This window comes from Mixta sp., from assembly GCF_024610815.1.
GTDB lineage: Bacteria > Pseudomonadota > Gammaproteobacteria > Enterobacterales > Enterobacteriaceae > Mixta > Mixta calida.
On record NZ_JANION010000035.1, the window covers coordinates 17,271 to 27,703 of the forward strand.

General features: G+C 58.8%; 9 protein-coding genes. 3 read left to right on the forward strand and 6 right to left on the reverse strand.

The window, feature by feature from the left end; genetic code table 11:
* Window positions 1–16: 16 nt before the first annotated feature.
* The gene (gene csiE / locus MYY08_RS02030) at window positions 17–1,285 is read left to right on the forward strand and encodes a stationary phase inducible protein CsiE (RefSeq protein ID WP_190296117.1); all 1,269 of its coding nucleotides are present in this window, start codon (window positions 17–19) and stop codon (window positions 1,283–1,285) included.
* On the opposite strand, the gene MYY08_RS02035 is transcribed toward csiE, so the two are convergent.
* Window positions 1,268–2,431, reverse strand: coding sequence for a 3-phenylpropionate MFS transporter (locus MYY08_RS02035; protein WP_288012793.1), 1,164 nt, complete (start codon window positions 2,429–2,431; stop codon window positions 1,268–1,270). The two genes, csiE and MYY08_RS02035, sit on opposite strands and share 18 nt — an antisense overlap.
* Before the next feature lie 124 nt (window positions 2,432–2,555).
* Window positions 2,556–3,809 carry a serine hydroxymethyltransferase gene (gene glyA / locus MYY08_RS02040; protein ID WP_038624676.1) on the reverse strand — a complete coding sequence of 418 codons (1,254 nt, stop codon included), beginning with the start codon at window positions 3,807–3,809 and terminating at the stop codon, window positions 2,556–2,558.
* Window positions 3,810–4,128: 319 nt separating this feature from the next.
* On the opposite strand from glyA, the gene hmpA reads away from it, so the two are divergent.
* Both hmpA and MYY08_RS02050 read left to right on the forward strand, forming a co-directional pair.
* Entirely contained in the window at window positions 4,129–5,313 is a 1,185-nt protein-coding gene (gene hmpA, locus MYY08_RS02045; protein ID WP_038624674.1) for an NO-inducible flavohemoprotein, read from the forward strand.
* A 36-nt stretch (window positions 5,314–5,349) separates the two neighbouring features.
* Window positions 5,350–6,042, forward strand: coding sequence for an aspartate/glutamate racemase family protein (locus tag MYY08_RS02050; protein ID WP_038624672.1), 693 nt, complete (start codon window positions 5,350–5,352; stop codon window positions 6,040–6,042).
* A 109-nt stretch (window positions 6,043–6,151) separates the two neighbouring features.
* On the opposite strand, the gene glnB is transcribed toward MYY08_RS02050, so the two are convergent.
* The 4 genes from glnB to MYY08_RS02070 all read right to left on the reverse strand — a co-directional run bounded on the left by glnB (window position 6,152) and on the right by MYY08_RS02070 (window position 10,109).
* On the reverse strand, window positions 6,152–6,490 hold the full coding sequence (glnB, locus tag MYY08_RS02055; protein ID WP_038624670.1) for a nitrogen regulatory protein P-II: 339 nt from the start codon (window positions 6,488–6,490) through the stop codon (window positions 6,152–6,154).
* Between the two features lie 123 nt (window positions 6,491–6,613).
* Entirely contained in the window at window positions 6,614–7,948 is a 1,335-nt protein-coding gene (glrR, locus tag MYY08_RS02060) for a two-component system response regulator GlrR (protein ID WP_288012805.1), read from the reverse strand.
* The gene (gene qseG, locus MYY08_RS02065; RefSeq protein WP_052133868.1) at window positions 7,948–8,679 is read right to left on the reverse strand and encodes a two-component system QseEF-associated lipoprotein QseG; all 732 of its coding nucleotides are present in this window, start codon (window positions 8,677–8,679) and stop codon (window positions 7,948–7,950) included. The genes glrR and qseG overlap by 1 nt, the downstream gene beginning before the upstream one ends.
* Before the next feature lie 5 nt (window positions 8,680–8,684).
* Window positions 8,685–10,109: a sensor histidine kinase gene (locus MYY08_RS02070; protein WP_038629909.1), complete on the reverse strand. Its 1,425-nt coding sequence runs from the start codon at window positions 10,107–10,109 to the stop codon at window positions 8,685–8,687.
* Window positions 10,110–10,433 lie beyond the last annotated feature (324 nt).

The following is a 10,433-nucleotide window of genomic DNA, read 5'->3' on the forward strand; positions in this document are numbered from 1 at the left end:
GACCGGAAAATCTACGATGAGTTCTGCTACAACCACAGCACCACTCTTCTCCAGTTCCCAGCGTCGTTGTCATCTCCTGTTAATGCTCTATCTGCCCGATCCCTTGCTGACCCTGGAAAGTCTGTGCCAACTCAATGGTGTGGACCCGTCGCTTGCCCGGCAAGATATAGCGGAGGTTGATGAGGAGATCCAGCGTTACCATCAGCTTGGCATCCATTATCAACAGGATGGCAGCCTGTTATTACAGGGCAGCGAACTGGACCGACGCCTGTGCCTGCTGCACTGGCTGCGCCGCGCGCTGCGCGTCTCTCCGGTTTTTATTGAAAATACTTTTACCCCGGCGCTGCGTCAGCATTTGCAGACGCGGCAAATCGAGAAGCTGCTCTACGACGAACATAACCTGCAGGCGTTGATCCAGCACTGTGCCGGACGCCTGCAGCGCAACTTCAGTCCACGCGATCGGCTGTTTTTGCAGCTGTTTATGCAATATTCGCTTTGCCATACGCGCCTCGCCGCCTTCAATGCGCAGCAGCGACAGTGGCTGGAAAAGAAAGCGGAGCGGCTGGCGGCGCAGGATGTTATTCGCCACTGGCAGCGGCGCTGCCGTTTTGCACCCGACGCCAGCGAAATCGATTTTTTCACGCTGCTGTTCAGCATGATTCACGCCCCCTCCGTCGGCCTGGCGCAGCAGCTGTGGGAACAGCAACTGCTGGAACAGACGCGGCTGCTGATCGCGCGTTTTCAGGCGCAGTCCGGCATGCGCTTCAGCGACGAGCGCGGGCTGTGCAGCCAGCTCTATACCCATCTGGCGCAGGCGCTGGATCGCTGTCATTTCGCGGTAGGCATCGACAAAAGCCTGTCGGAAGAGGTAATACGCCTCTATCCGCGCCTGCTGCGCGCCACGCGCACGGCGATTGAAGCGTTTGAAAATCACTACGGCATCCGCTTTTCGGCGGAGGAGCTGGGGCTGATTGCAGTAATTTTCGGCGCATGGCTGATGCAGGAGAATGCCCTGCAGGAAAAGCAGGTGCTGCTGTTAACCGGAGAGAACGCGGCGCTGGAGAGTCGGCTGGAGGAGCAGTTGCGCGAGCTGACGCTGCTGCCGCTGAGCGTGAAATATTTGCCGATGCGCGACTTTCAGCGTGACGGCGCGCCAAAGGGGGTGACGCTGGTGATTTCACCTTACACCACCCCGCTCCCGCTCTACTCACCGCCGCTGATTCATGCGCAGCAGCCTTTCACCGCGCAGCAGCAGCAGCGCATCCGTCTACTGCTGGAGTCCTGAAGCTTTCTGCGCCTGCGCGCGCGGTCGTAAAAACAGCGCCGGCACCACCAGCAGCGCCATTACCCAGAAGATCTTGCCCTGTAGCGCGTTGAACAGCACGCCGCATACCATGGTCATCACCGCGATGCCGCCGCCCATCGCCAGCGCGGAGTAAACCGATTGCATCCGAATCACTTCCCCGCCCTGCCGCGCAGCGATAAAACGCATCGCCGCCAGATGACAGACGGTAAAGCTGCCGCAGTGCAGGATTTGCGCCACGATCAGCCACGGCAGCTGCGTGGTGCTGGCCATCAGGCTCCAGCGCACCAGAGCGCAAATGCCGGAGAGCAGCAGCAGATCGCGCGCGCCCCAACGATGAAAGAGACGATTGCTCAGGGCGAAGATAACGATTTCCGCTACCACGCCCAGCGACCAGAGATAACCCACTACGCTGGCGGAGTAGCCTGCCTCCTGCCACCAAATAGCGCTGAAACCGTAATAGGCGGCGTGCGCGCCCTGCATCAGCGTCACGCAGAGTAAAAAGCGCCAGACAGCATTTTCACACAGCATCGCTTTCCATTCGGCCCAGCCAGCGCTCTGCGCTTCGCGCGCGTCGCCCAATGGCATTACCGCGGGCCGCAGCAGCATGCCGCCCAGCATCATTACGATGCCGACGCTAAGCAGCGACAGCACCGCCTGGCTGTTCCAGGCGGTTACCAGCATGCCGGTAAGCGCCGAGCCGATCACGAACGCCAGCGAGCCCCAGAGCCTGACCGGCCCGTAGGGCAGCGCGATCTGCCGCGTCCAGGTGGCGGCCAGCGCATCGCTGAGCGGTACCAGCGGCGAGAAAAAGAGGTTGAAGCCAACCATTACCAGCAGCAGCCAGAGCCACTGCTGCCCTACCCAGAAGCCGACGGCGCAGAGCAGCGTCAGCAATGCCAGCAGGCGCAGCGCCAGCACCAGCTGAGAGGGATCGCGCACGCGCGACGCGATCAGCAGGCTGCCGACAAAGCGGGCGATCATCCCGGCGCCGAGCAGCAGGCCAATCTTCTCTGCGTCCAGGCCGGTGCCTTTCAGCCAGACCGCCCAGAACGGCAACCAGATGCCATAACAAAAAAAGTAGGTGAAGTAACCGAGTGCTAACCAGTAAGTCGAACGAACCGTCATATATCCCCCGCCATTGAGGCGCCTGGTTTAGCAAATTAACGAAACATAAGCAATTTTGGCGGCTTACAAAGAAAAACGCCCCGTTCACAGGAACGAGGCGTTTGTTTAGCGCAGAGGGTTAAGCTCAGGCATAAACCGGGAAGCGCGCGCAGATCTCGAGGACTTTTTGCTTCACGCGTTCGATAGTGGCTTCATCGTTGATATTGTCCAGCACGTCGACAATCCAGCCGGCCAGCTCGCGTACTTCCGCTTCTTTAAAGCCGCGACGGGTCACCGCCGGGGTGCCGATACGGATGCCGGAGGTGACGAACGGGCTTTTCGGATCGTTCGGTACGCTGTTTTTGTTAACGGTGATGTTAGCGCGTCCTAAAGCGGCGTCCGCTTCTTTACCGGTCAGGTTTTTATCCACCAGATCCAGCAGGAACAGATGGTTATGGGTGCCGCCGGAAACTACGTTGTAGCCGCGCTCCAGGAAAACTTCCACCATCGCTTTGGCGTTTTTCGCAACCTGCTGCTGATAAACCTTAAACTCCGGCTCCATCGCTTCTTTCAGCGCGACGGCTTTGCCTGCAATCACATGCATCAGCGGGCCGCCCTGGCCGCCAGGGAAGACGGCGGAGTTGAGTTTTTTATACAGATCTTCGTCACCGCCTTTCGCCAGGATCAGGCCGCCGCGCGGACCCGCCAGAGTTTTATGGGTGGTGGTGGTGACGATATGCGCATGCGGAACCGGGTTCGGATAGACGTCTGCGGCGATCAGGCCCGCCACGTGCGCCATATCGACAAACAGGTAAGCGCCAACGCTGTCGGCGATTTCACGCATTTTCGCCCAATCGCAGACGCCGGAATAGGCGGAGAAGCCGCCGATGATCATTTTCGGCTTATGCTGCTGCGCCAGAGTAGCCAGCTCGTCATAGTTAATTTTGCCGGTTTCATCGATGCCGTACGGCACGACATTGTAAAGTTTGCCGGACAGGTTGACCGGCGAACCGTGCGTCAGGTGGCCGCCGTGTGCGAGGTTCATGCCCAGAATAGTATCGCCCGGCTGTAGCAGCGCGGTGTAAACCGCGAAGTTAGCCTGTGAACCGGAGTGCGGCTGTACGTTGGCGTAGTCGGCGCCGAACAGCGCTTTAGCGCGATCGATCGCCAGCTGCTCGACGATATCGACATATTCGCAACCGCCATAGTAGCGTTTGCCCGGATAGCCTTCGGCATATTTATTGGTCAGCTGTGAACCTTGCGCCTGCATGACGCGCGGGCTGGTGTAGTTTTCTGAAGCAATCAGTTCAATATGCTCTTCCTGACGCACTTTTTCTTGCTCCATCGCCTGCCACAACTCGGCATCGTAATCGGCAATGTTCATCTCTCGCTTTAACATCCGCATCTCCTGACTCAGCTAACTTTTAACGGCAATTTTTAGCCCTGACGGGCGAAGGCCAACAGTGTAAACCCTTTTGCAGGGTGAAGCATAGCGTCAGGGACGGGTTTTTACGCAAACGATTGGCTTGAGCGCTGGCAAGGCTTAGGTGGCAATTTATCTCTCCACGCGAATCGGATATTTCTTCAACGCCACCTTGCCGTTTTTTCATTACTCTTAACAGTAACCCCCTTTATTTTTACGGTCTTATTTACAAACGCAACCGGCAACCTTTAACATGCATATAAAATTCATGTTATGAATCTACCAGGAGAAGCCCATGCTTGATGCTCAAACCATCGCTACCGTTAAGTCCACCCTCCCCGCCGTCGCCGCCACCGGCCCTGCCCTGACCGCTCACTTTTATGACCGGATGTTTACCTATAATCCCGAGCTGAAAGATGTGTTCAATATGAGCAATCAGCGCAACGGCGATCAGCGTCAGGCGTTATTCGACGCTATCTGCGCCTATGGCGCCAATCTGGACAACCTGGCGGCCCTGCTGCCTGCGGTGGAACGTATTGCGCAAAAGCACACCAGCTTCTCCGTTAAGCCCGAGCAATATCAGATCGTCGGCAAGCATCTGCTGGCGACCATTGATGAGATGCTGCACCCGGGCGACGAAGTCCTGGAGGCCTGGGCCAAAGCCTACGGCGTGCTGGCTAACGTCTTTATCAATCGTGAAGAAGAGATTTACCACGCTAATGAAGAAAAACCTGGCGGCTGGCGCGGCACTCGCCCTTTCCGTATTGAGGCGATCGAACAGCAGAGCGAGGTAATCAAAAGCTTTACGCTGACGCCGGTCGACGGCAAACCGGTAGCGGATTTCCAGCCCGGCCAGTATTTGGGCGTGCATGTGCAGGACCCCGATTTCGCCAACCATGAAATTCGCCAGTATTCACTGACCCATGCGCCGAACGGCCACCATTATCGCATCGCGGTCAAACATGAACCACAGGGCACCGTCTCCGGCTGGATGCACGGCAAAGCGAAAGTGGGCGATGTGATTAATCTGGCGGCGCCGGCGGGCGATTTCTTCCTCCAGGCGGCTCCGTCGATGCCGGTGACGCTGATCTCCGCAGGCGTCGGCCTGACGCCGATGCTATCAATGCTGCATGGTTTGGCGGCGGAAAAACATCCGGCGCCGGTAACCTGGCTGCACGCGGCGGAAAACGGCTCGCTGCACGCGTTCGCGAACGAAGTGGCAGAGACCGGCGCACAGCTGCCTCATTTCCACAGCTATACCTGGTATCGTCAGCCGTTGGACGCGGATGCCGGACGTTTCAATGCGCAGGGCACGATGGATCTGTCGGTGGTGGCGTCCGAGCTGAACGAGCCTGACCGTCAGTTCTATCTCTGCGGCCCGGTCGGCTTTATGCAATTCATTGCCCGTCAGCTGTTGGACGCGGGCGTGCCGAACCAGCATATTCACTATGAGGTGTTTGGTCCGCATAAAGTGGTTTAAGCTGATCGTTTGAACCAACGCATGCACGGGTGAGCAATGAAAACGATCGGTTTGCTGGGCGGAATGAGCTGGGAGTCTACGGCGCTTTATTACAAAATCATCAACGAAGGCGTACAGGCGCGGCTTGGCGGATTGCACTCCGCCAGGCTGGTGATGTACAGCGTCGATTTTTATGAAATAGAACAGTTACAGGCGACCGGCGACTGGCAGACGGCGGGTGAAAAGCTTGCCGACGCCGCCCGTGCGCTACAGGCGGCCAATGCGGATTTTATCGTGCTGTGCACTAACACTATGCATAAGGTCGCCCCCGCCATTCAGTCGGCGGCGTCGCTGCCGCTGCTGCACATCGCCGATGCGACGGCCGAGGCGGTGAAATCATCCGGCGCGGGCAAGGTAGGCCTGTTGGGTACCCGCTTCACCATGGAGCAGCCCTTTTATAAAGCGCGCCTGGAGCAGCAGTACGGCATCGAGGTGCTGGTGCCGGACGAGGCCGGACGTGAAACCGTGCATCAGATCATCTATCAGGAGCTATGCCTGGGCCATATCAACGCCGCCTCGCGTGAAAAATACCGGGCGGTGATTGCCGAACTGGTGGCGCGCGGCGCCGAGGCAATTATTATGGGCTGTACAGAGATTACGCTGCTGATTGATCAAGAGGATGCAGAGGTGCCGCTGTTCGACACCACGCGCATCCATGCCGAGGCCGCCGTCGCGCTGGCGCTGGCGTAATTTCGGCGCCCGACGGGTTTCACGTCGCACGGCGCCACCTGAAGCGGCCCTGCTTCAGATAATAAAAAAGCCAGCCTTTGACGGGGCTGGCTTTTTTCAGCGCGGGCGATCAGATCGCTTCTTCGTCTTCTTCGCCGGTACGGATGCGCACTACGCGCGCCACATCGTACACAAAGATTTTGCCATCGCCGATTTTGCCAGTCTGCGCGGTTTGCATAATGGTATCGACACAGGTATCGACGATATCGTCAGCCACTACGATCTCAATTTTAACCTTCGGCAGAAAATCGACCATATATTCCGCGCCGCGATAGAGTTCCGTATGCCCTTTCTGGCGGCCAAATCCTTTTACTTCAGTCACGGTCATGCCGGTGATGCCGACTTCGGCCAGCGCCTCGCGTACATCGTCGAGCTTGAACGGTTTGATAATTGCGTCAATCTTTTTCATAACGGACCCTTTTTCTCTCCCTCCGTGGCCGGACGGGTAATACTCAGTATACGTGCGATGGACACGCCCTGTCTTTTTCGCAGGCTAAGCTACCATATCTGGCGGCGCAAGCGGCAGTAAAAACTACTCTTTGAAGTCGTTGGCATCCAGCTCGTGACGCGCCAGCAGCTTGTAAAATTCGGTGCGGTTGCGCCCCGCCAGCCGCGCTGCGTTGGTTACATTGCCTTTCGTCATTTGCAGCAGCTTGCGCAGGTAGTTCAGCTCAAACTGATGGCGCGCTTCGACGAACGTAGGCAACGCGGTGTTTTCACCCGCCAGCGCCTGCTCCACCAGCGCTTCGCTAATTACCGGCGTCGAAGTCAGCGCCACACACTGCTCGATCACGTTCACCAGCTGACGCACGTTGCCGGGCCAGCTGGCGGTCATCAGACGCTTCATCGCATCGGTAGAAAAGCTGCGGACAAAAGGCTTGTGCCGCTCCGCCGCCTGACGCAGCAGATGATTCGCCAGCAGCGGAATATCCTCCGCGCGCTCATGCAGCGCCGGAATTTTCAGGCTGACCACATTCAGGCGGTAGAAGAGATCTTCACGGAACTCCTGTCTCTCCATCGCTTTCGGCAGATCGCGATGGGTGGCGGAAAGGATGCGCACGTCGATATCAAGGTCGCGGTTGCTGCCCAGCGGACGCACCTTACGCTCCTGCAACACGCGCAGCAGCTTAACCTGCAGCGTCTGCGGCATATCGCCGATTTCATCGAGAAACAGCGTACCGCCCTCCGCCGCCTGAAACAGCCCTTCGCGCGCGCTGACCGCGCCGGTAAACGCGCCTTTGGCGTGTCCGAACAGTTCCGATTCCAGCAGCTGCTCCGGCAGCGCGCCGCAGTTGATAGCGATAAACGGCTTGCCGGCGCGCGGACTGGCGGCATGGATCGCTTTCGCCAGCACCTCTTTTCCTGTGCCGCTCTGTCCATTGATCAGCACGCTGACGTCCAATTGCGCCACCATGTGCGCCTGCTCCAGCAGACGCTGCATCAGCGGGCTGCGGGTGACGATCGCCTCCCGCCAGGCGTCATCGCTGGCTGGCGCGCTGTGCGCCAGCGCCTCATCGATGGCTTTATATAGCGCGTCACGGTCGACCGGCTTGGTCAAAAAGCTAAAAACGCCCTGCCGCGTCGCCGAGACCGCTTCCGGAATCGAACCGTGCGCCGTCAGGATAATGACCGGCAGACCGGGATGGAGGCGCTGAATTTCACCAAACAGCGCCAGGCCGTCCATTTCATCCATGCGCAGATCGCTGATCACCAGATCGACCTTTTCTTTATTCAGCTGGCGCAGCGCGTCTGGCCCGCTGTCGGCGGTAGTGACCTGAAACCCTTCGCTGGTCAGACGCATGCCCAGCAGCTTCAGCAGCGCGGCGTCATCGTCAACCAGCAGCAGACGGGCGGAGTTATGTGGCATTATTGCGCCTCTTTTTCGTTACTGTTTACGGCGGATGTCGGCGCAGAAGCGCCGGTGACGCTGTTTTCATCGCTATGGCTATTCTCAGAGACATCCGGCGATTTTCGTGAAGAGAGCTGACGCTCAATATCGGTTAGCGTCGACAGCTTGCGGCGCGTCTCCGCCAACTCACGGCTTAGCTGCGCCTGTTTTTGCCGCAGGGCGTCAAGCTGGTTGTCGCTTGACTGTTGCAGATGATGGTAGCGCGTACGCGTTTCCGACAGATCGAGCTGGGCCGCCTGATTAGCACGCCACAGCTGCATCAGCGGCCGCACCGACGCGGGAAAGGCGACGCTGAAGCTGTCGAGCTGAGCGATATACTGTTGGCGCTCGACCGGCGTTACGTTGCCGTTATCCAACAAAATCCCCTGTTTAAAGCTATTTTGCCAGCTGGTGGGCGGCCAGTTATGAGCCTCGGCGCGCGCCGCTATCGGCGACAGCCGCGCCGCGCAGTCGGTGGCGCGCAGCCAGTAAAGCGGGTTTTTGATGCTGTTGCCGTCGTTAATTTGCCAGATGCGCGCGCAGTCCACCGCCAGATAATCGACGATATTGATTTCCGGGTCGGGAAGCGACGCAGCCTGGCGCGGTAAAACGCTATGCGACGGCGCCTGGCAAGCGGCAACCAGCAGCATGGAAAGCAGCGCCAAACGTCGGCCAATGCGTTGTGCGACAGAAAAAGTAAAGAAGGTCATCGCGATTATTTCCCGACGCTTAAATTAAGTTCGATACGAAAGCAGACATCCGCCTCCTCCGTGTGAATAAAATGCAGATCGCCCTGCATGCGCCGCAGGCAATCTTTTGCAATGCTCAGCCCAAGTCCGCTGCCTTTGACCGCGCCCTTACGCTGTTGTCGCCCCTGAAAGAAAGGTTCAAAGATCATCGTCTGCTCCGCTTCCGGGATAGGCGTGCCGGTATTGGCGACGTCGATCCATACCCGATTGCCGTGTGTCTGGGTACGAAACCAAATGGTACCGGATTCACTACCGTAATAGACAGCGTTGGAATAGAGATTATCGATCACACGCGTCAGCAGCACCGGTTCGGCGCGACAGGTGGCGGCCTCCAGCTCAACGTGCGTCTGCATCAGCTTGGCGCGCGCCGTAAGGGCATGCGCATCGATCACGCTGTGAATGATTTGCGACAGGTCGACCGTTTCCAGCGGCTGCGGCGTATCGGCCAGCTTGCGGTTATAGTCCAGCAGCTGTTCGATCAGCCGCTGCAAATGTCGGCTGCTGCCGTCGAGAATGGCGACCACCTCTTTTTGATCGGCGGTGAGAGGACCGGCCACCTCGTCCGCCAGCAGCTCGGTGCCTTCACGCATGCTGGCCAGCGGCGTTTTCAGTTCGTGAGAGATATGGCGCAGAAACTCATGACGCTGCGATTCCAGCCACGCCAGACGTTCGCTCAGCCAGAGGATACGCTGCCCCAGCGCGCGGATCTCACGCGGCCCTTTAAAGCTGGCCATGTTGCCCAGCGGCCTGCCCTCGCCCAGCCGGTTGATCATTCGCTCCACGCCCTTTACCGGACCGATAATCATCCGGGTAAACAGCAGCACCAGCGCCAGCGTCACCAGAAACAGCAGCAGCGCCTGCCAGCCGAAAAATTGGCCGCGCTCGGCAATCTCGCGTTGCAGCTGCAGACCGCGGGAAAAGGCGGATTCGCGCGTCGCCTGCACCATCGCGGCGTTAGCGACGGAGAACGTTTCCAGACTGGCGGCGGCGGCGTTAACAGGATTGCTGTTCAGGCAATGCAGCTGCTCCAGCTGGGTCAGCGTCTGCCGCAGGCTTTGCCAGGCGCGCAGATCGGGCAGCACCTGCGCGTGGGCGTCCAGCATCTGCGAATAGCGCGTGCGCTGCGTCTGATAGAGCCGCGCCAGCACCGGATCGCCCAGCACGCAATACTGGCGGTAGCTGCGCTCCAGCTCCAGCGCGGTGCGCGCCATCGCCTCGCTGCGGCGCACGTCGGTCAGCGTGGTGCGGTTGGTATCCGCCGCCTGCTGGCTCAGCGCGGAGAGGCTTTCCCACGCCTGCCAGGCCAGCACCAGCAGCGGCAGCAGCACCAGCAGAAAAGCCATCAGCACCAGCTGACGCAGGGAACGGGGAAAGAGTCGCCAGTTTTTCACGCGCATTATCCTTGGTTGAAGTGAGGTTGATGCTAGCGAACAACGAGGCGGGAGGAAAGTCTGATCAAGACAACGGTGCGGGATAGCGCGCAAAATAAAACGGCAGAGCCGAAGCCCTGCCGTTTTAAGCGCGACGACTCTTCATCGCGCCGGGAATAGGTGGTGCCTAACTCAACGTTGCGCCCGGTGTTTGATAAAGCCGCGAACGGCTGTTATCGGTACGTGGACGGCAGGCACCGTTTTGTGCGTCATTCGGGATTTTTATGAAGCGCTAGACCGCCGAAGCAGGGCTGTCATAAACAGGTGAATGAGCCACTGCGGATA